Origin of the sequence: Vibrio sp. Y58_MX_L22, from assembly GCF_024181865.1 — a bacterium.
Classification (GTDB): domain Bacteria; phylum Pseudomonadota; class Gammaproteobacteria; order Enterobacterales; family Vibrionaceae; genus Vibrio; species Vibrio alginolyticus.
This window is the reverse complement of the sequence record NZ_JAMZAN010000016.1, coordinates 12876-33821: the sequence shown is the minus strand read 5'-3', so window position 1 is coordinate 33821 and position 20946 is coordinate 12876. Positions and strand designations below refer to the sequence as shown.

General features: G+C 45.2%; 21 protein-coding genes. 3 read left to right on the top strand and 18 right to left on the bottom strand.

Annotated elements, in window-relative coordinates:
• Positions 1-29: 29 nt before the first annotated feature.
• The gene (pgi, locus tag NL626_RS21745; RefSeq protein ID WP_005381270.1) at positions 30-1682 is read right to left on the bottom strand and encodes a glucose-6-phosphate isomerase; all 1653 of its coding nucleotides are present in this window, start codon (positions 1680-1682) and stop codon (positions 30-32) included.
• A 306-nt stretch (positions 1683-1988) separates the two neighbouring features.
• Here pgi and NL626_RS21740 point away from each other — a divergent pair, with 306 nt between their 5' ends.
• Entirely contained in the window at positions 1989-2408 is a 420-nt protein-coding gene (locus tag NL626_RS21740) for a secondary thiamine-phosphate synthase enzyme YjbQ (protein WP_005381271.1), read from the top strand.
• 38 nt (positions 2409-2446) lie between these two features.
• Here NL626_RS21740 and alr read toward each other — a convergent pair whose 3' ends face one another.
• Complete coding sequence (alr, locus tag NL626_RS21735) at positions 2447-3523, bottom strand: alanine racemase (RefSeq protein WP_031777284.1); 1077 nt, start codon at positions 3521-3523, stop codon at positions 2447-2449.
• A 13-nt stretch (positions 3524-3536) separates the two neighbouring features.
• Positions 3537-4937, bottom strand: coding sequence for a replicative DNA helicase (locus NL626_RS21730; RefSeq protein WP_005382759.1), 1401 nt, complete (start codon positions 4935-4937; stop codon positions 3537-3539).
• 221 nt (positions 4938-5158) lie between these two features.
• Between NL626_RS21730 and NL626_RS21725 the strand changes: the two genes are divergently transcribed.
• Positions 5159-5923 (top strand): DUF481 domain-containing protein, encoded by a 765-nt coding sequence (locus tag NL626_RS21725; RefSeq protein WP_005381276.1) that lies wholly within the window; start codon positions 5159-5161, stop codon positions 5921-5923.
• 77 nt (positions 5924-6000) lie between these two features.
• On the opposite strand, the gene rplI is transcribed toward NL626_RS21725, so the two are convergent.
• The 14 genes from rplI to pilM form a co-directional block, all read right to left on the bottom strand.
• Entirely contained in the window at positions 6001-6453 is a 453-nt protein-coding gene (rplI, locus tag NL626_RS21720; protein WP_005382760.1) for a 50S ribosomal protein L9, read from the bottom strand.
• A 33-nt stretch (positions 6454-6486) separates the two neighbouring features.
• Positions 6487-6714 carry a 30S ribosomal protein S18 gene (gene rpsR, locus NL626_RS21715; RefSeq protein WP_000090472.1) on the bottom strand — a complete coding sequence of 76 codons (228 nt, stop codon included), beginning with the start codon at positions 6712-6714 and terminating at the stop codon, positions 6487-6489.
• Positions 6715-6730: 16 nt separating this feature from the next.
• Entirely contained in the window at positions 6731-7033 is a 303-nt protein-coding gene (priB, locus tag NL626_RS21710) for a primosomal replication protein N (RefSeq protein WP_005381298.1), read from the bottom strand.
• An 8-nt stretch (positions 7034-7041) separates the two neighbouring features.
• A complete protein-coding gene (gene rpsF / locus NL626_RS21705) occupies positions 7042-7431 on the bottom strand; it encodes a 30S ribosomal protein S6 (protein ID WP_005381299.1) in 390 nt (129 codons plus the stop codon).
• A gap of 244 nt (positions 7432-7675) precedes the next feature.
• On the bottom strand, positions 7676-8347 hold the full coding sequence (rpe, locus tag NL626_RS21700; RefSeq protein ID WP_005381300.1) for a ribulose-phosphate 3-epimerase: 672 nt from the start codon (positions 8345-8347) through the stop codon (positions 7676-7678).
• Between the two features lie 92 nt (positions 8348-8439).
• Complete coding sequence (locus NL626_RS21695) at positions 8440-9279, bottom strand: Dam family site-specific DNA-(adenine-N6)-methyltransferase (RefSeq protein WP_005382762.1); 840 nt, start codon at positions 9277-9279, stop codon at positions 8440-8442.
• 69 nt (positions 9280-9348) lie between these two features.
• Positions 9349-10860, bottom strand: coding sequence for an SPOR domain-containing protein (locus NL626_RS21690; RefSeq protein WP_253657720.1), 1512 nt, complete (start codon positions 10858-10860; stop codon positions 9349-9351).
• 52 nt (positions 10861-10912) lie between these two features.
• Positions 10913-12013: a 3-dehydroquinate synthase gene (aroB, locus tag NL626_RS21685; RefSeq protein ID WP_005381318.1), complete on the bottom strand. Its 1101-nt coding sequence runs from the start codon at positions 12011-12013 to the stop codon at positions 10913-10915.
• Positions 12014-12045: 32 nt separating this feature from the next.
• Positions 12046-12564, bottom strand: a complete 519-nt coding sequence (aroK, locus tag NL626_RS21680) for a shikimate kinase AroK (protein WP_005381319.1) — start codon at positions 12562-12564, stop codon at positions 12046-12048.
• 187 nt (positions 12565-12751) lie between these two features.
• On the bottom strand, positions 12752-14497 hold the full coding sequence (locus NL626_RS21675) for a type IV pilus secretin PilQ (RefSeq protein WP_253657719.1): 1746 nt from the start codon (positions 14495-14497) through the stop codon (positions 12752-12754).
• A gap of 25 nt (positions 14498-14522) precedes the next feature.
• Positions 14523-15038 carry a pilus assembly protein PilP gene (locus NL626_RS21670; protein ID WP_005382766.1) on the bottom strand — a complete coding sequence of 172 codons (516 nt, stop codon included), beginning with the start codon at positions 15036-15038 and terminating at the stop codon, positions 14523-14525.
• Positions 15028-15621 carry a type 4a pilus biogenesis protein PilO gene (locus tag NL626_RS21665; RefSeq protein ID WP_253657718.1) on the bottom strand — a complete coding sequence of 198 codons (594 nt, stop codon included), beginning with the start codon at positions 15619-15621 and terminating at the stop codon, positions 15028-15030. Before NL626_RS21665 ends, NL626_RS21670 begins: the two co-directional genes overlap by 11 nt.
• Positions 15614-16189: a PilN domain-containing protein gene (locus NL626_RS21660; RefSeq protein ID WP_064368815.1), complete on the bottom strand. Its 576-nt coding sequence runs from the start codon at positions 16187-16189 to the stop codon at positions 15614-15616. Before NL626_RS21660 ends, NL626_RS21665 begins: the two co-directional genes overlap by 8 nt.
• Positions 16173-17189, bottom strand: coding sequence for a type IV pilus biogenesis protein PilM (pilM, locus tag NL626_RS21655; protein WP_017821733.1), 1017 nt, complete (start codon positions 17187-17189; stop codon positions 16173-16175). Before pilM ends, NL626_RS21660 begins: the two co-directional genes overlap by 17 nt.
• Before the next feature lie 144 nt (positions 17190-17333).
• Between pilM and NL626_RS21650 the strand changes: the two genes are divergently transcribed.
• Complete coding sequence (locus NL626_RS21650) at positions 17334-19895, top strand: penicillin-binding protein 1A (protein ID WP_213916783.1); 2562 nt, start codon at positions 17334-17336, stop codon at positions 19893-19895.
• A gap of 53 nt (positions 19896-19948) precedes the next feature.
• On the opposite strand, the gene oxyR is transcribed toward NL626_RS21650, so the two are convergent.
• Entirely contained in the window at positions 19949-20860 is a 912-nt protein-coding gene (gene oxyR / locus NL626_RS21645; protein WP_005381326.1) for a DNA-binding transcriptional regulator OxyR, read from the bottom strand.
• Positions 20861-20946 lie beyond the last annotated feature (86 nt).

Sequence of the window (20946 nt, the reverse complement as noted above, 5' to 3'; positions counted from 1 at the left end):
TGCTGACCTTTTCTTTATCTATTCAAACATTAAGCTTTGAACGCTTTAAATGCGTTGATTAGACCGTTTGTTGAGCTGTCATGCGAGCTGATTTGAGACTCGTCTGCAAGCTCAGGTAGGATTTGGTTAGCCAGTTGTTTACCTAGCTCCACGCCCCACTGGTCAAAGCTGAAGATATTCCAGATAACACCTTGTACGAAAATTTTGTGTTCGTACATTGCGATCAAGTTACCTAGCGTACGAGGCGTGATTTGCTTCACTAGAATAGAGTTTGTTGGACGGTTACCTTCAAACACTTTGAATGGCGCAATCGCTGCCACTTCTTCAGCATTCTTACCTACTTTCACCAACTCTTCTTTCACGGTTTCTTCATTTTTACCAAACGCTAGAGCTTCAGTTTGCGCGAAGAAGTTAGACATCAGTTTTTGGTGATGATCGCTAGCTGGGTTGTGGCTAATTGCAGGTGCAATGAAGTCACATGGGATAAGCTTAGTACCTTGGTGAATTAGCTGGTAGAACGCGTGCTGACCGTTGGTACCTGGTTCACCCCAAATGATTGGGCCAGTTTGGTAAGTTACAGCATTGCCGTCACGGTCAACGTATTTACCGTTTGATTCCATGTTGCCTTGCTGGAAATATGCTGCAAAACGGTGCATGTATTGATCGTAAGGTAGGATAGCTTCTGACTCCGCACCGTGGAAGTTGTTGTACCAAATACCAATCAAAGCAAGAATCACTGGAATATTGCTTTCTAGATCTGTTGATACGAAGTGCTTGTCCATCTCGTGAGCACCATCAAGCAACTCAACAAAGTTGTCGAAACCTACTGCTAGTGCAATTGATAGACCGATCGCAGACCATAGTGAGTAACGGCCACCAACCCAGTCCCAGAATTCAAACATGTTCGCTGTATCGATACCAAATTCAGACACGGCTGTCGCGTTTGTTGAAAGCGCAGCAAAGTGTTTAGCCACATGAGCCTGATCACCCGCAGATTCTAGGAACCAATCACGAGCAGTGTGCGCGTTAGTCATGGTTTCTTGCGTTGTAAACGTCTTAGACGCGATCAAGAATAACGTCGTTTCTGGGTTAACTTTCTTCAACGTTTCAACGATGTGTGTACCATCAACGTTAGATACGAAGTGAAGGTTTAGATGATTTTTGTATGGCGCTAGAGCTTCCGTCACCATGTAAGGGCCAAGGTCAGAACCGCCGATACCGATGTTCACAATATCAGTAATTGCTTTGCCTGTGTAACCTTTCCATTCACCGCCGATAACGCGCTCAGTGAATGATTTCATTTTTTCTAGAACCGCGTTCACTGCTGGCATTACGTCTTCGCCGTCTACCATAACTGGAGTATTAGCGCGGTTACGTAGTGCAGTGTGAAGAACAGCGCGACCTTCTGTTTGGTTGATCGCTTCACCACTGAACATCGCTTCAATTGCAGATTTCAGCTCGGTCTCTTTCGCAAGAGCAAACAGGTGCTTCAGAGTTTCCTCATTGATGAGGTTCTTTGAGTAATCGACTAAGATGTCTGAGCCGAAACGTGCAGAGTATTTGTCGAAACGCGCTGCGTCTTGAGCAAACAGCTCTTTAAGATCCATATCTTGTGCAGATTCGAAATGCGCCGTTAGCGCTTTCCAAGCTTGTGTTTGCGTTGGATTGATATTTTTCAACATGGTCTTTATCCCGATGTTACAGTAGGTTCCATTCCTTACAGTCTAGCGAAAACTGTGGAATCCCCGATTTAGCAAATAGAATATAAATTAGATGTTTGGGCAAATTGCCACAAAACAAGTCTTTGTAATTTTTTTTCAGGCGCCAATTATGACCGAGAGCTTTTACACTCACATTGAGTTAGGTCACGTTCCCTGCCCTGAAATTGAACAATTCATTTACGATGACAAGAATCATATCATTTACTAATGACAGGCTCTAATTGGAATAGGATAGACGCCAATTTATAAATTTCCAAAGGAACACGTATGTGGGCACAAAAAACACTGCAATTAAAAGCGAGAAGCCGCGGTTTTCACCTGATAACTGATGAAATTGAACAACAATTACCACAAATAAACGAACTTTCAGTAGGTTTATTACACTTATTTATTCAGCACACCTCCGCCAGTTTGACCTTAAATGAGAATGCTGATCCAACCGTGCGTATGGACATGGAAGCGCACTTCAATAAGTTTGTGCCAGAGCGTGCTCCTTATTATCAGCACACCTATGAAGGTGACGACGACATGCCGGCACATATTAAAGCATCACTGCTTGGCAGTAGTGTGACGGTACCAATCCAAAATGGTCGATTAGCTTTAGGAACATGGCAAGGTATTTACTTGGGTGAGCATCGAGACTTTGGTGGCGGCCGCCGCGTTATTGCTACGATTAACGGTGAGTAGATAAAACAAAGGCTAACCTTGGGTTAGCCTTTCGTTGTTTACTTGGAGTATTCCATCTCGACGCGAGGCGTTAGCTTAGTCACGAGTTCATACGCAATCGTACCAATGTGACCCGCCACTTCTTCTACTGGGAGCTCTTTCCCCCAAAGAATCGCTTCGTCGCTGACTTTATCCGTTGCGTCTGGTCCCAAATCGACCGTCAGCATATCCATGGAAACTCGACCTGCAATAGGTACTTTACGGCCATTAACCCACACCGGCGTACCGTTTGGAGCACTTCTTGGGTAACCGTCGCCATACCCTACAGCAATGACACCAACTTTTGTATCTCGCTCACTGGTCCAAATACCACCGTAGCCAACACTTTCACCCTTCTTCACTTCACGTACCGCAATAAGGTGGGATTTAAGTGTCATGACAGGCTGATACCCAAGATCTTGCGCCGTTTTGTCATCGAATGGCGACACACCATACATGATAATACCCGGACGAACCCAATCTAAATGGCTTTGAGGCCATGCCAATAACCCCGCAGATGCCGCCAGTGAACGTTCCCCTTGGCAACCAGAAGTCAACGATTTAAACAGCTCAATCTGTTGTGGGGTAATATCGCTATCCAGCTCATCTGCACAGCCAAAGTGGCTCATGTAACGCAACGGTTTCGCTACATTTGGACACTCCTTCAGCCGCGTTACAAACTCGTCATATTGTTCAGGACGAACCCCAAGGCGGTGCATGCCACTGTCAATCTTCAGCCACACGACAACCGGAGTTTCAAGGTCTGCTTGCTCCAAGGCGATAAGCTGCTCTTCACAGTGCACCACAGTTTGGATGTTGTTCGTCACAAGAACAGGTAAGTCACCAGGAGAGTAAAAACCTTCTAGCAATAGAATCGGCTTTACTACTCCACAAGCGCGCAGTTGCAATGCTTCTTCAATACGAGCCACACCAAACGCATCCGCATGGTTAGCATGTTTTGCGACATGACGTAATCCGTGACCATAACCATTGGCCTTGACGACAGCCATCACTTTACTTTGTGGCGCTTGAGCTTTTACGCGCTGTAAGTTGTGCTGCAACGCAGACAAATCAATGCACGCCTTGGCCGCTTTCATATAGCTCATGGGATTACTCATCATCAATATCGAATGCAGGACCCGCGTAGTTGTCGAAACGCGAATGTTGACCTTGGAAAGTGAGGCGAACAGAGCCGATAGGACCATTACGCTGTTTACCAATAATGATTTCGGCCGTACCTTTGTACGGACTATCTGGGTGATAAACCTCATCACGGTAGATGAACATGATCAAGTCAGCATCCTGCTCGATGGAACCGGATTCACGCAAGTCCGAGTTTACTGGTCGTTTATCCGCACGTTGCTCTAGGGAACGGTTTAGCTGCGACAGTGCCACAACAGGCACATTTAGCTCTTTTGCCAGCGCCTTAAGAGAGCGAGAGATCTCAGCAATCTCAAGAGTACGGTTATCGGTTAACGAAGGCACGCGCATCAACTGAAGGTAGTCGACCATGATCATCGATAGACCGCCATGTTCACGAGCGATACGGCGAGCGCGCGAACGCACTTCGGTCGGAGTTAGACCAGAGCTATCATCAATGTACATATTTTTCTTCTGCATCAGGATACCCATAGTAGAAGAAATACGCGCCCAATCTTCGTCATCTAGCTGACCCGTACGGATCTTGGTTTGGTCTACACGAGACAAAGAGGCCAACATACGCATCATCAACTGTTCAGCTGGCATCTCTAACGAGAAAATAAGTACGGGCTTTTCTTGTTGCATGGCCGCATTTTCACACAAGTTCATTGCAAAGGTCGTTTTACCCATCGATGGACGCGCTGCGACAATCACCAAATCAGAGCCTTGCAAACCTGCGGTTTTCTTATTGAGATCGGTGAAACCGGTATCGACCCCGGTAACACCATCTTGTGGCGTTTTATACAACAACTCGATACGTTCTAACGTCTTTTCGAGGATGTTGTCGACGTTTTGTGGTCCTTCGTTTTCACTAGTTCGAGACTCGGCGATAGCAAAAACTTTACTCTCCGCCATGTCTATTAAATCTTCAGAACTGCGACCTTGAGGGTCATAGCCCGCGTCCGCAATTTCATTCGCGACACCAATAAGGCCACGAACAATCGCACGCTCAGCGACAATATCAGCATACGCATTGATGTTAGCTGCACTTGGCGTATTCTTCGCCAAGTCAGCGAGGTAAGCAAAACCGCCTACATCTTCTAACAACTCGTGACGCTCTAGATATTCCGATAAAGTAATAAGATCGAGAGGTTTACCCGCTTCAAGAATGGTTTTTACACCTTCAAAAATCAGGCGGTGTGGACGACTATAGAAATCACTGCTCACAACACGTTCGGCAACGGTGTCCCAACGTTCATTATCCAGTAAAAGACCACCAATTACTGATTGCTCGGCTTCTAGTGAGTGAGGTGGCACTTTGATTGCGTCGACCTGACTGTCTGAAGGTTTGCGATTTCTGTTTTCCGCCATGACTTTGCTCGATAACTACTATTAACCCACGATTATAACCTTAACCTAGCTGAGATGCTTCCCCGAAGCGACAATTACTTGTTAAGAAATCATCATGTGAACCACCCGGGTAATAGCCTGGTTCTTCCGCCTAGCTCTAATAAAAATTAACCTACCATTGACCCAACCAAATATCTGTATCAGTATCATGCCCCTCCTTTTTGATTACGTTCGAGGTTGATGTGTCCCGATACTGGTTACTTAGCTTTAGCCTACTGTGCGCTAGTGCATCGTATGCTGACGAATCAGTACAGCCAGAGCAAAATATTGATGTACCCGACCCACTAAAAACCGAGGTGGAGTTCGGCTATCAAGCTCACACAGGTAACACGGACTCTCGTTCCCTGAATGCTCGTTTGAGTGCTGAATATACGTCAGGTCGACACCGTTCTAATGGTGAATGGAAGTACTACAACTTGTACAAAGACGGTGAAGAAGACAAACGCTCATCCACCTATTCCCTGCAGAGTGACTACAAGTTAGGCCCTAAGACGTATTTGTATGGCAGCTTTAAAGGAGTGGATTCTCGCTACAGTGCTTATTTTAAAGACTATACGTTGTCAGGTGGTTTGGGTTACCAGTTCTCCTACACTGAGAACTTCATTTTAGAGGTAGAAGTAGGCCCTGGTTTTCGCTATCAAGAGCCAAACTTAGACGAAATAGATGATGACGATATTGTCTTTCCCGATATCGTTAGAGAAGGCATTTTTCGAGGAAATATCAACACAACTTGGCATGCGTTGGATAATTTAAGTTTCGCAGCTGATATTACGTTGGTAACAGGTAGAAGTAACACACGTACTGATAGTGAACTCAGTGTAACCAATGATATTACTGAAGATATCGCACTGAAACTGGCGCACTCTCGTCAGTATCACGATAAAGTGCCTGAAGGCTTAAGCAAAGCGGACAGCGTATTTTCCGTTAATTTACTTTTCGCTTTTTAACCCTTTTTCTCTCAGTTTTAGAAATAAAAAAAGCACCTCCGAGGAGGTGCTTTTTAGTATTTCGTCTTGATACTGAATTACTCAGCAGCAACAACTTGTAGGTTAACTGTCGCGAAAACTTCAGAGTGAAGTTGAACGCTGATCTCGAACTCACCAGTGTTACGTAGAGCACCTTCAGGAAGGCGAACTTCGCTCTTAGCAACTTCAACGCCTGCAGCTGTGATAGCGTCAGCGATGTCACGAGTACCGATAGAACCGAATAGTTTGCCTTCGTCACCAGCTTTAGAAGCGATAACTACCGCTTCTAGAGCGTTAACTTTCTCTGCGCGAGCTTCTGCAGCAGCTAGTTGTTCAGCAACTTTAGCTTCTAGTTCAGCACGACGAGCTTCAAACATTTCAACGTTAGCTTTAGTTGCCATAACTGCTTTACCTTGTGGGATAAGGAAGTTACGAGCGTAGCCAGATTTAACGTTTGCAGTATCGCCAAGACCACCTAGGTTACCAATTTTATCAAGTAGAATAACTTGCATTGCTTAATCCTCTTTCTTAATAAAATGAACCGATTACTGATGCTTGTCAGTGTACGGTAGTAGAGCTAGGTAGCGTGAACGCTTGATAGCACGTGCTAGTTGACGCTGGTACTTAGCGCTTGTACCAGTGATACGGCTAGGTACGATTTTACCAGCTTCAGTGATGTAGTTTTTAAGAGTTGCTACGTCTTTGTAATCAATCTCTTGTACGCCTTCTGCAGTGAAACGGCAGAATTTACGACGACGGAAGAAACGAGCCATGGGCTATCTCCTGATCTTAAATTTGAGTAATGTTGTCGGCGTGTAACACTAATTTTCCCACGCCATTTCGGCCGGTTTGATAAGTGACAAAACCACTTACCTTAATGTTACTGCCTTGAACTAAATTCTGAGTTAGTGCTTGTGACCCAAGCCCGCTGACGACTACCGGCATACGACAATAAACTTGTCGAGGTAAGTCAGCTTCGATAATAGTAGAGCGATGCTCCAGCCAAAACCGACAGTGTTCAATGCCACCAGGGCTTTTACTACGAATGGGCGGTTTGGCAATGGTGCCGCTCAGCTCCATTCGATTGGCCATAAGAAAACTTACTCAGCAGCTTCTGACTTAGCTTCAGGCTTAGCTTCAGAACGCTCTTCACGACGTGGAGCACGCTCTTCTTTTTGCTTAAGCATGATAGATTGCTCAGTGATCGCTGCTTTAGTACGCATGATCATGTTACGTAGAACTGCATCGTTGAAACGGAAAGCAGTTTCTAGCTCATCAATTACAGCTTGGTCAGCTTCAACGTTCATAAGAACGTAGTGAGCTTTGTGAAGCTTGTTGATTGGGTAAGCCAGTTGACGACGGCCCCAGTCTTCTAGACGGTGGATTTTACCGCCAGCTTCAGTGATTGAACCAGTGTAACGCTCGATCATGCCAGCAACTTGCTCGCTTTGATCTGGGTGCACCATGAATACGATTTCGTAATGACGCATTGGTTGCTCCTTACGGATTATTCAGCTTCCACAAATGGCTCAGTCGTCCAGAGGAAGCAAGGAACTAAAGATAATTGACTGAGTTTAAGGAGCACGAATAGTACAGAAAGGGCGTAAAATAGGCAAGTGATTATTTGCTCATCGCAGCGGATATTTAATTTCTTCTAATACTAGAAAACACAAAGGCTGCCAACAACATGGCAGCCTTTAAAATCAGTGTGTTATTGCGCTGGCTTATCGGTGCTTATTTAACTTCAGCCAGTTCAGCGCGCATTTGATCGATCACTTGTTTGTAATCTGGCTCACCGAAAATCGCCGAGCCTGCGACAAACATGTCTGCGCCCGCTTCTGCAATTTCACGAATGTTGTCAACCTTCACACCGCCATCGATTTCTAAGCGGATATCACGACCAGACTCGTCAATCATCTTACGAACGGCACGCAGTTTATCTAGTGTATGAGGAATGAATGATTGGCCACCAAAACCAGGGTTTACCGACATCAGTAGAATCATGTCGACTTTATCCATAATAAATTCAAGACTTGCAAGTGGCGTTGCTGGGTTTAGTACCACACCAGCCTGACAGCCGTGCTCTTTAATTAACTGCAGTGTACGGTCTACATGATCAGAAGCTTCTACATGGAACGTAATCATCGACGCACCCGCTTTTGCGAAATCAGGAATAATACGGTCAACGGGTTTCACCATTAGGTGAACATCGATTGGCGCTGTGATGCCATAATCGCGTAGTGCTTTACACACAGGCGCACCAAAAGTCAGGTTTGGTACATAGTGGTTATCCATAACGTCGAAATGCACCACATCCGCACCCGCTGCGAGTACTTTTTCTACATCTTCACCGAGACGAGCAAAATCTGCCGATAAAATGGATGGAGCAATAAGAAAATCTTTCATACCTGACCTCAGTAGTAATGAGCAAACAATCTGCGCGCAATTCTACCGAAGCCAGTGGGGAGATCCACTATTTAGATATAATAGTGTGAGAATTAAGAGCTTGATTTATCCATGTCTGGGGCATGAAAAAGCGCAAGTAGCTCATCAACTTTATTACGACCGTTACCATTACGGCTAATGGTACGCTTTACTTTTACCACATTAAGATCCGCACCGTGATACAACCGACGTGTCAAGGTAGTGTCGTGGTTAGAAATCAACACAGGAATGCCACGTTCAGTCGCTGTTCTTTCAGCAATGTCGGCTAATGCAGCTTGGTCGTCCAACGTGAAACCATTACCTGCGTATGAGGTGAAATTTGCCGTATTTGAAAGCGGCGCATAAGGTGGATCGCAATACACGACGCTCCCTTTGCGCGCACGACGAAATGTTTCAGGATAACCTTCACAAACGAACGTAGCTTTTTTGGCTTTTTCTGCAAAAAACTCCAATTCCGCCTCAGGGAAATACGGCTTTTTGTAAGAGCCAAACGGTACATTGAAGCCACCTTTTTTGTTGTAACGGCATAGGCCATTAAAACCAAAGCGGTTCATGTACAAAAACGCTAAAGAGCGGTACATCACGTCATCGGTTTTATTAAATTCAGCGCGAATGTGTAGGTAGGCTTCTTTGCGGTTGTTCTCAGCGACAAACCAACGCTTCGCTTCAGAGATATACTCTTCAGGGCGTTCTTTCAGCAGGTTGTACAGATTGATCAAATCTGGATTGATATCTGCAAGTAGATAATGGTCATAATCGGTATTCAGAAACACTGACCCCGCACCAACAAAAGGTTCAACTAGCTTTCGAGCCGGCGGCAAATGACGTTGGATGTCTTCAACCAGTCCGTATTTTCCTCCTGCCCATTTAAGAAAGGCTCGTTGCTTTTTCATCTACTGCTCTATCTATCGACCAAAAATTAAGGCTGCGGAATGTAACATATTTTTCAGGGAAGCTCAGGTTTATTTCACTCGTTCAATTTCACGGTGAACCTGACGGAGTGATTTTGCCCAAGGACTCACCGACTTAACCGAATCTGGCAAGCTTGCGACGGCATCACGAGCCATTTGAATTGTCGGATAATCTTGATATGTGATGATATACCACTCGGTGTCATTACGAACGGTAGGATAAATTCGCACTTGATTATTCAGTTTATGCTCATTGAGAAAGGATTGTACATCTTCCATTGAGGTCATAGCTGCGAGTTGTAAAGTATAAGCTCTTGGCGATAGCGCTTTTAGTTCTTCACGAGCAAATGAAAACTTCACAACAGGTTGGTTTGCCTCACCCTCTTCTGACTGAGCAGGTGCTTGCGCCATATCTTGATTCGGTTTTACGACTTTAATCAAAGGAGAGCTAGTTTCATCGGCGGTTTCTGTTTTCTCAGTACCTACGACGTCATCAATCGCTTTTGTGTCTGCTGAATCAGTTTTACCTTCAAGCAATGCATCGACCACATTCGACTCAATCACCACTCTTTGTTGATTGTCATCACTGCCTACGCTCGCTACTTCTTCTGTCACTGCTGGCGGTAATGAATCAGAATCATCAACCACACCAGAGTTATCAAGACTGCTAGAGCCATCGGTTACAGGTTGCAGTGAAGATTGCGCTGCACTGATTACTGACTCTTCAAAAGTTGGAATAGCCGTTTGCTCTAAACCGCCAGCAATTTGCTGCGCTTTATCATCAGGACTTGGTTGACTAAGCATCCACCAATAGCCACCCGCAGCAAGCAACAGTAATACTAATACCACCAACGCAATATTCAGGGGTGAACCGACAATCGAGCGGATAATGATCCTTTTTTCCACTTTCATCTCTCCTAACGCCATGATGTCACCCGGTACTGGGTCGACTTTTTTAAATGCATCTCTAACCCGTTTCTCAGACTCATCATCGACGTAGCGCGCAACAAGTGACTCAAAGAAACGACGAGCTTCCACTTCGGACAACATATCAATATCAAGCTCAACAGGCTTTATCTCTTGTCCATAACTGAGACGTGCTAGCAAACCTTCTAAACGTCCAGACTGTGTAAACAGTAGGATATTGATGGTCCAATTTGGCTTATGGTGCGCCTCTAAGACCAGCATCCAAAGCTCAGAGATAAGTGTCTCACTCAATAAATGCGCATCATCTACAACAATTGCAATGTCACACGGCTCATCACCTAAAAGCCTTTCAAGGCTATCAAGTAAAGGCTCTTGCTGATTAAACAATGCGTCTGAAACCAGTTGACTCAAAATAAGGACGCGATGCTGCACATCGTCTTGATTAGAATGACAAAGTAACAAACATTGGTTCTTGTTACTGGCACCCACTTCAAGGTATCGCTGCGCTAGCCAAGATTTCCCGTACCCATCATGACCATTAATCGCAATGAGATTGGAACCAAAGTTAGTCAGTAGACCTAATCTATCAAGCAACTCGATTTGAGAATCTAATTCCAGTACGTGAGCAACACTCATCTAATAACCTTAATACACTACAAGAATGACGCCCAAAGGCGCCATTACAAGGTTAAATATCGCGACCGAAGTCTATCGCCTGTTTGAGTACGTCTTGCGTCGTATCAGCAATTACCTCGGCAGTGCCAATGCCTGTAGGCAAAACCAATCGTAATTGACCAGAGAGGACTTTCTTATCTCGCATCATGTGCTTGATGAAGTCATCGAAATTCATACTGTCTGGAGTATGCACAGGCAGTTTTGCACGACGCAAAATCGCAACAATACGCTCAAATTGCTCTTCCGAGATCAGACCACGTAGATGCGACGTTTTGGCCGCCATAACAGTGCCGGAAGATACCGCTTCACCATGCAGCCAATTGCCATAGCCAAGTTCCGCTTCAATCGCATGACCAAAGGTGTGACCTAAGTTAAGCAAAGCACGGATGCCCGACTCTTTCTCATCCTGAGCCACCACTTCCGCTTTTATTTCACAGCAACGTGCGATCGCATAAGTTAGTGCTTCTTCATCCAACGCATACAAGCGCTCAAGATTGTCTTCTAACCATACAAAAAAATCTGCATCGTAAATAATGCCGTACTTAATGACTTCGGCGATACCCGCAGCGAACTCACGTTCAGGCAACGTCGACAGGCAGTTGGTATCAATGATCACTGCTTTAGGTTGGTAAAACGCACCTATCATGTTCTTACCCAACGGATGGTTAACCGCGGTTTTTCCACCAACCGAAGAGTCCACTTGGGATAGTAATGTGGTCGGTATTTGAATAAAGTCGACCCCACGCTGGTAACAGGCAGACGCAAAACCCACAAGGTCGCCAATAACACCACCACCTAACGCGATGATCACAACATCACGAGCATAACTCCCTTCCAGTAAGAAGTTCATTACTTGATTAAATACATCCAAGTTTTTGTACTGTTCACCGTCAGGCAATTCTAACAAGGATGCACTACAACCGAGCTGCTCGAGTTGCTTTAAAATTTTGTCTGCATACAAAGGCGCCACTGTGACATTACTGATCACAACAACTTTTTGTTTTGCATTTTTGTTTGAGAGAACTTGAGAGAGGTACGCCGGGTCCTCAAATAACCCGGCGCCAATAGAGATTGGGTAGCTACGCTCAGCTAGGTTGACCGTAATCCGTTCCATCGGTTTGCTCCAATTAAAAAAAAGATAAAGACTTATCTCTCTTCTAGCATTTTTACGATCTGGTTGGCTACCACTTTTGCACTTTGATCGTCAGTGCGAACAGTGTAATCCGCTACTTCTTCATATAAAGGATTACGTTCTTCAGCTAATTGCTCCAGTACTTCGCGAGGGTTATCCGTTTGAAGTAAAGGACGCTTCTTGTCGCGGTTTGTACGCGCAAGTTGCTTTTCAATCGTCGTTTCTAAGTAAACAACAACACCACGTGCCGAAAGACGATTGCGGTTTTCTTTGCTCTTAACAGAGCCACCGCCAGTCGCAAGCACGATGCCTTGCTCTTGTGTTAGGTCTTCAAGTACCGCTTCTTCACGCTTGCGGAAGCCTTCTTCACCTTCTACATCAAAAACCCAAGAGATGTCTGCACCAGTGCGTTCTTCGATCACTGTATCGGAGTCAACAAACTCCATATGCAGTTGCTGTGCTAGATGTCTACCAATTGTACTTTTGCCGGCGCCCATTGGGCCAACAAGGAAAATATTACGTTTCTCAGCCATGTTTAGCAGTAATTTACAACATTGATTCAATAAGATCGCCACAAGAAAACACAGCTAAACTGCTGTTCTACAAGGCTTGTGGCACCAGTTCCTCACAGATAATTCGTGATAAGACCCGAAATTATCCAAGCATGGTGCCACTATTGCAACTTTATTTTTGATTTAATCAGTTTTTCCCGAGACAGAACTACTGAATCACCACCTTAGGCGTGACGAAAATTAACAGCTCACTTTTGCCAACCTTCTCATAACTTCGACGAAAAAGAGCACCTAATAGCGGCAGGTCGCCCAACAAAGGCACTTTGTCCACCGAGTTAGTAATGCTGTGCTGAAAAATACCACCAAGAACGACCGTTTCACCGTTATTCACTAACACTTGCGTCCCGATACGTTGAGTATCAATCGCAACAGCTTCACCAGTGCCTGTCTTCACGACTTGTCCAGGTCTATCTTGCGTGACACTTAAATCCAACACTAAGCGGTTATCCGGTGTGATTTGCGGGGTCACTTTCAAACTTAATACCGCCTTTTTGAACGTCACCGTCGTTGCACCACTTGATGATGACTCAAGATAAGGAATCTCTGTACCTTGTTCAATATAGGCAGGCTTCTTATTGGTAGTGATCAAACGTGGGCTCGAGATAATCTCAGCTTTAGACTCTTGTTGCAGAGCAGAAAGCTCAAGATCCAACAAGGTGTCTGAACCTAACTTTGCGACCTGAAAAGCAATGCTGGTCGCATTCGGGCTGGTTGCAGCTAAGTTTACATTTAGGAAGTCATCGATCCCTACTCCATCACCGTCACCACCGTCATCACCCCCTTCTCCATTATAGAGACCGATCGTGGCGAGGTTGTTCTCAATAGAACCGCCCACTGTATTACTGCCATTAATAGACGTAAAACCCCAACGAATCCCTAACTCGTCCATGTTACCTTCATTGATGGTCACAATACGCGCCTCAATTTGAACCTGTTTAACTGGAATATCCAAAGACTCAATAATTTCTCGAATCACCTCGATGTTTTCAGGTAACTCTCTAATCAATAACGAGTTAGTTCGCTCATCAATGGTCATACTGCCGCGCTCTGACAGCATGCTGATATTTCCTTCTCCATTGATCATCTCCGCAATGTCTGATGCTTTAGCAAAATTAACTTTGATGATTTCAGATGAAAGCTCTCCCATTTCTTCCGTAAGTTTTTGTTTTTCTAACTGCTGCTTCTCACGCAAGTCCAACTCATCAGTCGGAGCAACTAAAATCACGTTGCCATCAACACGCTTATCTAACCCCTTAACTTGCAAAATAATATCCAGCACTTGCTGCCAAGGGACACCATCAAGACGAAGCGTGAGGTTGCCTTCTACAGAGTCGGAGACAACCAAATTGAATTGGTTGTAATCAGCAATAAGCTGCAAGACGTTTCGCACAGGAATATCTTGGAAGTTAATCGAAATAAGCTTACCTTCTCTTTCTAAAATGCTTTTATCTGGGGCTTTCTCATTGGGTTTGATCTTCGCTACTTTGATTTCCAAAAAACGCCCCGTTAAACGGTAATCATGCATGTATTCTTCATTGATGTGCGCAACCAAGCGCGTCGTCGAGGTGTCGCGAAACACTTCTACGCTCTCAACCACAGTCGAAAAATCTTTCACGTCTAGGAGATACAATTGCTCGTCTTTTACTGAAGTGTTAAGCAAATCGATACTTAACCCTTCCTGTACACGCTTGATATCTACAATCGCGGCCGGTGACACCAATTCGACGACAATCACGGCGTCTTTATCTTTATTAGTTCGAAAGTCGATACTTTTTAGGGCATTGGACGAAACTTCTTCAGCTGCCGCTAAAGGGGCTAAAAATACAAACAACCATAAGGAGAAGAGCCCAGTAAGTATCCTTGGTGTACGTGTTAATCCTTGTCTCATTTTCATTACTCAATATCAAAAATAAATGGGGCTATCTCAAAGCCAACTTAACTTTACGTTTTTGCCAACATCCTAAGCCGTCGGGCAACGTTTCATTAATCAACAAATAGGAGTGGCTGACATGGGTCACTTTGCCATTATTGCGTCCGAGGTATTGACCCGGCTTAACTTTATAGACGGTGCCATTGGGAGCCTGAACGAGGCCAGAAACCGTGTTATCCATGCCCATGACACCTTTCAAACGTAATTGGCTTAATGGGAATTTTTCTAATTTGCCAGTTCGCCTTCTTGAGGGCGGTTGCCAACAATCTTTTCTTGCAACTGGCTGAGTCGCGATGGTGGCTTCTTTGGGTAATTCAAAGGGTGCACGCTGTACTTCCGGTGCGTACGTGACTGCAACATACTTGTCTGCGGGCTTAAGCTTCTCGACCTCTCGACGCGCCTGTGTTTCCACTCCTCGAATAAAATCCGTCAATGATTCATCATTCGCCTGGCAGCCCATCAATAGAGAACCCATCAGTACCAGCAACAAAGACTTACTTGTCATTTTTCGTCTCCTCCGGCTTAAACTGATAGGTATTAGCACGCACCCGAAAGTGCAGGGTTTCGCTCTCTTGGCTGACACGTTGCCAAGTCACATCTTTAAACGTGATGATTCGAGGTAGCGTCGCTATCGCCTGAGAAAAATGGCCGATGTCATGAAAGTCGCCCGTTAACTCAATGTTTAAAGGGAGACGATAAAGGAAGTGCTCTGATTGTTTTTCGCCCCAGTCGATTCGGGTGAAAGTCAGCTTATTGTCGATGCCAAGCTCATTCACTGAAGCGAGCATTGTAGCCAGGTCTTTTTGCGCAGGCAGTTGCTGTAGTAATAACTCGTAACGAGTGGTAAGTTCATCCAATTGAGATTGAAGCTGAGGCAACGCTGCCACTTTGTTCGCTTTGATCTTCAATGCCACCTTGAGTGTCTGCTCCTGCTGAATCAAGTGATTCAACTGTTCGTCTTTCGGTTTAAGGTAAAACCAATAACCTAAGCCTTGAATCACCATGATCAGAAGCGCGATTACTACAATCTGGGGCAACAATGGCCACTCGGCCATTTCATCTATTTCGAGATCCTGCCAATCAACCACGTTGAGCCTCCAATTTCTTCTCCGTTACTTTGAACATGAAAGACACTTTGAATGTTTGAAACTCTTTCCCAAAACGGGCTTTGCCGTGAACGATGGAATGCATTTCTACGTCGTTCAACTTGGCCGAGCGCTCCATGTTGTCCAGCATCGTGGCAAGTTTTGGAGTGCTATCAGAGATCCCAGAGATCTCAATTTCCAGATCATTCATTTTGATCTTGTCGACATATACACCTTCAGGGATAACGGCAGGCATTAAGTTCATGAACTCGGTCGTTTTGTTTCGTCCGTTTTGTAAACCTTCAACGACCTTTAGACGTTCGAGGATTTTGCTGTGCTCTTGCTCTGCAATTTTCATTGCTTCAATACGCTGGTCGAGTTCGGCAATGTAGTGTGTGAGGTAATCGAGCCGATCCTGTTGTTGATCTTGTTGGTACTCAAAAAACTTTCCAATACCCCACTGGATGCCAACAGCGACCAACATGCCTAATGCGACCAAACTGATGAAACGACGTCGGTGCTCTTCTCTTTGACTCTCTCGCCAAGGAAGTAAATTAATGCGATAAAGCACGGGCGCCTCCTAGCCAATGAATGCCACGAACGGCCAGTCCGGCTGCTGTTGAGAAATGCTGCCAATCCACAGCACGACGCTTACGCTTAGACACCTTCATCTCAAATAGCCCTAGCGGATTTAGCAATTCACACTCTAACGACAATTGTTGAGACAACTCTTCTGCGAGCATGGGAGTGGAGGCCCCCTCCCCTGATAACCAGATACCCTTGATGTTTTGTGAGCCATTGATTGAGGTATAGAGCTGCATCTGGCGCTTTACTCGCTCTATGATTTGACGGTTAAACAGCTCTGTTTTCTCCTGAGCATCATCGGACAGAAAATCGACTGGAGAAGCGCTGTTTGCTCCGCGTGTGCCGTAAGCAAACTCTTTGTGAAACAGTTCACCTTGTTCGGTAAACATGGTGAAGGAGCTCGATAAGGTGCCAATATCGAGTAAGCAGTATTTGTTTTTGTCAGGAAAGCGATCGGCGGTGAGCTTCCAGATATGACCAAGGCTTTGCGAATGCACGTCCACTAAAACAGGTTTTAGTCCGGACTTTTGTAATGCATCGACTCGGCCTTCTACCACATCTTTTCTTGTCGCAAACACTTGATAGCTATCACTGCCACTCTGCCCGCCCTCAGCGCGAAGACGAACGAAGTCTAAACTCAGCTCTTCGACAGGGAATGGCGATTGATGAGAAAAGGCTTGTATCACTGCAAACTCAACTTCACTCTCTTCAAGATTTTGTTCTATTTGCAGTTTCTTGCTAATTACCGAGTTATCAGGAACTGAGATCGCAACTTTTTTAGCGCCAAAAGGCAGTTCTTTTTTTATCTGCTTGAGGGTCTTTACAATTTCTTGATGATTTATGGTGTTATTTTCAGCGACAATACCTTCCTTTAGTAATATTTCTTTGTAACCCAACAGAGCGTAATTGTTGCCTGTGGGTTTAAGTACTACGGCTTTGAGGCTGTTATGGCCTATATCGATGCCGGTAACGATTAGCTTATCCATCTCTTACTCTCGCTCCGAAATTTCTTCGTGCAAAGGTTGTTATTAGCATCCAAATAAGAGTTAATATCTCTTATGTGCTAAATTTTTGACCTAAGAGTACAAGGGTTTGCCGTTACACAGCCTCAACCAATCAGGGATTCTCCGGTGAAGTTCATAAAGCGTTTATTATTTTTAACATTGATTTGCATAATTCTTGGAGTCACCACAATATTTGGCTTCTATCAGTACGTGAAGCCTGAATTGCCAGATGTTGCAACTCTAAAAGACGTTGAATTACAAACACCTATGAAGGTGTTTAGTCAAGACGGGAAGCTGATCGCACAGTTCGGTGAAAAGCGTCGTATTCCTGTTACTTATGACGAAATTCCTCAAGACTTAATTCACGCGCTCATCGCAACCGAAGATAGTCGTTTCTATGAGCATCCTGGTATCGACCCTATCGGCATCACTCGTGCAGCTGTTGTTGTTGCGGTTTCAGGCTCGGCTAAACAGGGGGCAAGTACGATTACGCAACAGCTAGCTCGTAACTTCTTCTTATCTAATGAGAAGAAGATCATGCGTAAGATTAAAGAGATTTTTATTGCTATCCATATTGAGCAGCTTTTAAGTAAGCAAGAAATCATGGAGCTTTATGTCAATAAAATCTTCCTTGGTTACCGCTCATATGGCTTTGGTGCTGCCGCTCAAGTGTATTTTGGTAAGAGCCTTGATGAATTGACGTTAAGTGAGATTGCAACACTCGCTGGTATGCCAAAAGCGCCATCAACCATGAACCCAATTTACTCTCTTGAGCGCGCAACAAAACGCCGTAACGTTGTATTAATGCGAATGCTTGATGAGAAATACATTACACAAGAGCAGTATGACGAAGCACGCAATGAGCCTATTGTGGCGCGTTATCATAGCGCTGAGATTGAGCTTTCCGCACCTTACGTAGCAGAGTTGGCTCGTGCATGGGCAGTAAAAGAATACGGTGAAGAAGAAGCTTATACCTCTGGCTTGAATATCTACATGACTGTGGATTCTAAACTGCAAGATGCTGCAAATACGTCTGCGGTTAATAACCTCTTGTCATACGATGAACGTCATGGCTACCGTGGTGCAGAAAGTGTGCTTTGGAAAGAAGGGGAAGCGGCCTGGGACAATGAGCAAATAGAAAAGCACCTGAAGAAACAGCCAACTTATGGTGACCTTTACCCTGCGGTTGTGACGAAAGTCGATGATAAGACGGCACAAGTATGGGTTAAGAACCATGAAGAGCAAACCATCCCTTGGACTGGAATGCACTGGGCGCGTAAGTACATTACTGATAACCGCCAAGGCTCAACACCAAAGTCAGCGCATGATGTGCTAGCGACAGGTCAACAAGTTTGGGTTCGCGAAGTAAGTGAAACCGATGAAGATGACAACACAACACTGAGCTGGAAACTGAGCCAAGTGCCGACAGCAAACACCGCGTTTGTTGCGATGAACCCAGAAAATGGCGCGATATTGTCGCTGGTTGGTGGTTTCAACTTTGTTCACAGCAAGTTTAACCGTGCAACCATGTCAGTGCGTCAGGTTGGTTCAAGTATCAAGCCTTTCATCTACTCGGCAGCAATTGACAAAGGGCTGACTCTAGCCACTTTGATTAACGATGCGCCGATTAACAAGTGGGATGCAGGTTCTGGTTCAGCTTGGCGACCAAAAAACTCACCACCGACTTATGGTGGTCCAACGCGTCTTCGCCTCGGCTTAGCTCAATCAAAAAACGTCATGGCAGTGCGTACACTCCGTGAAGTTGGCCTCGAGGAGACACGTCAGTACCTTACTCGTTTCGGTTTTGATATTAACCAAGTACCACGCTCAGAGACCATCGCACTCGGAGCTGGCAGCTTAACACCAATGAAAGTGGCACAAGGTTACTCTGTGTTTGCGAACGGTGGTTATTACGTTGAACCATTCTATGTAGAACGCGTGGAAGATGCATTCGGTGAAGTACTGTTTAAAGCCAATCCAAAGAGTGTTTGTCATAAGGATTGTCCGCAAATGAGCGAGCAGCCAGAAAATCGCTACGCTGATGAATTTGGCGAACAAGACGTCGCAATTGATGGCCTAGCAACAGACAATGCCCTTGAAAATGATGAACCTCAATATGCACCGCAAGTTATCTCTGAACAGAATGCATTCTTAATGCGTGAGATGATGTACAGCAACATTTGGGGTGGCGGTAACTGGCGTGAAGGCACAGGTTGGAATGGTACAGGCTGGCGCGCGCAAAAACTTGGTCGTCGTGATATCGGGGGTAAAACGGGTACAACGAATGATTCCAAGGATGCTTGGTACAATGGCTATGGACCTGGTGTCGTTGCGATAGCTTGGGTTGGCTTTGATGATCACTCACGTGCACTTGGCCGCACCACAGTTAACAGCAACCTAGGGCAAGGCCAAATTTCTGGTGCCGAGTCGGGTGCGAAAACCGCAGAGCCTGCTTGGATTGACTTCATGCGTGTTGCGCTAGAAGGGACGCCGGAGCAAGGTAAAAATATTCCAGAGGATATTATTCGAGTTCGTATTGATCGCAACAGCGGTATGCTAACGCACAAAGTAGATAGCACATCAATGTTCGAATACTTTGAAAAAGGCACGGAGCCTACCGAATACGCTGGCGACCGTTTAGAAGATAGTATTTATTCTTCAGGCTCTAGCGCAGAAGAACTGTTCTAAATCACAAAAGCACAAGGGAGAGCATCAAGCTCTCCCTTTTTTATTTCTGCTTTTTATGCTGCAGCATTCAATGATGGATAAGAAGCCAACACCTCTTTAATCTTCGCTGCTAAAGCTTCAAACCTAGCTCGTAATGGTGAGCCCGGACGGTATACGAGAACGATATTACGCGAGGGGGTTGGGTTAACAGCTGGTACGTAGCATACGCCATCTTTTTGCTTCTCATTAGGGATAGAAAGCTGAGGCAATAACGTAATCCCCGCACCGGCAGCAACCATGTTGCGTAACGTCTCCAAGCTGGTGGCTTTAAAACGCTCATCGTCTTTTGCACCAGCGGCAAAACAAAAACCTAACGCTTGATCTCGCAGACAGTGGCCGTCTCCCAACGCTAAAACGGTTTTACCATTCAGCTCCAACATATCAACATGGTCGAGAGAGGCCCACTCGTGGTCACATGGCACTGCGACACTTAATGGCTCTTGATACACTTCGATCTCTTTAAATGGCGCAGTTTCATCAACCGAAGCTAAAACTAAGCAATCTAGTTTACCTTCTTCCAATTGACGCACTAATTGATGTGTCTGAGCTTCGTGCAGAAATAGCTCCAGCTCAGGAAATGCTTCTTTTATCTGCGGCAGAATTTTGGGTAATAGATAAGGCCCAACCGTCGGGATGAAACCAATATGCATCGGTCCAGTCATGGCTCCGCTTTGACCGCTTGCCATATCTCTGAAGGTTTTCACTTCACTTAAGATGCGTTTAGCCTGCTCCACCAACTGTAACCCTGAATCGGTAAACAAAACACGTCGGCTGCTTCGCTCTAAAAGCGTGGTCCCGAGTTCATCCTCTAGTTTACGAATTTGCCCACTCAGTGTTGGCTGACTAACAAAACATGCCTCTGCCGCTTTGCGAAAGTGCTTATGTTCCGCAAGTGCAACTAAGTACTCAAAATCTCGAATATTCATAATTCACGCTTCGCTTCTATAACAATAGCTAATACCTATCAAAACCATAACACCAAACGATTAGAGCTATCAAAGGATTTTTACAA

Coding starts and splice junctions, on each gene's coding strand:
- pgi (WP_005381270.1), bottom strand. CDS start 1,682: ATGTTGAAAAATATCAATCCAACGCAAACACAAGCTTGGAAAGCGCTA.
- NL626_RS21740 (WP_005381271.1), top strand. CDS start 1,989: ATGTGGGCACAAAAAACACTGCAATTAAAAGCGAGAAGCCGCGGTTTT.
- alr (WP_031777284.1), bottom strand. CDS start 3,523: ATGAAAGCGGCCAAGGCGTGCATTGATTTGTCTGCGTTGCAGCACAAC.
- NL626_RS21730 (WP_005382759.1), bottom strand. CDS start 4,937: ATGGCGGAAAACAGAAATCGCAAACCTTCAGACAGTCAGGTCGACGCA.
- rplI (WP_005382760.1), bottom strand. CDS start 6,453: ATGCAAGTTATTCTACTTGATAAAATTGGTAACCTAGGTGGTCTTGGC.
- rpsR (WP_000090472.1), bottom strand. CDS start 6,714: ATGGCTCGTTTCTTCCGTCGTCGTAAATTCTGCCGTTTCACTGCAGAA.
- priB (WP_005381298.1), bottom strand. CDS start 7,033: ATGGCCAATCGAATGGAGCTGAGCGGCACCATTGCCAAACCGCCCATT.
- rpsF (WP_005381299.1), bottom strand. CDS start 7,431: ATGCGTCATTACGAAATCGTATTCATGGTGCACCCAGATCAAAGCGAG.
- rpe (WP_005381300.1), bottom strand. CDS start 8,347: ATGAAAGATTTTCTTATTGCTCCATCCATTTTATCGGCAGATTTTGCT.
- NL626_RS21695 (WP_005382762.1), bottom strand. CDS start 9,279: ATGAAAAAGCAACGAGCCTTTCTTAAATGGGCAGGAGGAAAATACGGA.
- NL626_RS21690 (WP_253657720.1), bottom strand. CDS start 10,860: ATGAGTGTTGCTCACGTACTGGAATTAGATTCTCAAATCGAGTTGCTT.
- aroB (WP_005381318.1), bottom strand. CDS start 12,013: ATGGAACGGATTACGGTCAACCTAGCTGAGCGTAGCTACCCAATCTCT.
- aroK (WP_005381319.1), bottom strand. CDS start 12,564: ATGGCTGAGAAACGTAATATTTTCCTTGTTGGCCCAATGGGCGCCGGC.
- NL626_RS21675 (WP_253657719.1), bottom strand. CDS start 14,497: ATGAAAATGAGACAAGGATTAACACGTACACCAAGGATACTTACTGGG.
- NL626_RS21670 (WP_005382766.1), bottom strand. CDS start 15,038: ATGACAAGTAAGTCTTTGTTGCTGGTACTGATGGGTTCTCTATTGATG.
- pilM (WP_017821733.1), bottom strand. CDS start 17,189: ATGGATAAGCTAATCGTTACCGGCATCGATATAGGCCATAACAGCCTC.
- oxyR (WP_005381326.1), bottom strand. CDS start 20,860: ATGAATATTCGAGATTTTGAGTACTTAGTTGCACTTGCGGAACATAAG.